Consider the following 326-nt stretch of genomic DNA (forward strand, 5'->3'; position numbering starts at 1 on the left):
TATCGCGCTGTAGATTCCGAAGGAAATACAATTGATTTTTATCTGAGTAAAAATAGAAAAGCAAAATCGGCTAAACGCTTCTTCAAAAAAGCTTTAGCTTCTTGTCATACCTCAAAACCTCGTGTACTTACGGTTGATAAAAACCCTGCTTATCCAATTGCTATCACAGGGTTAAAGAAAGAAAAACAGATACCGTTAGGCATTCAAATCCGACAGATAAAATATCTCAATAACATAGTAGAGCAAGATCATCGTTTCATTAAAAAACGTATACGCTCTATGTTAGGACTTAAATCTTTTCGTACAGCTACATTGATTCTTGCAGG

Annotated in this window: 1 protein-coding gene; it reads left to right on the forward strand. The window is 35.0% G+C overall.

Features of this window, described 5'->3' with window-relative positions; all coding sequences use genetic code 11:
* A partial coding sequence (locus JDS99_RS31180; protein WP_199696517.1) for a DDE-type integrase/transposase/recombinase occupies positions 1 to 326 on the forward strand: 326 nt, incomplete at both ends.

It is taken from the genome of Bacillus cereus group sp. N6, from assembly GCF_016483705.1.
Taxonomy (GTDB): Bacteria; Bacillota; Bacilli; order Bacillales; family Bacillaceae_G; genus Bacillus_A; species Bacillus_A wiedmannii.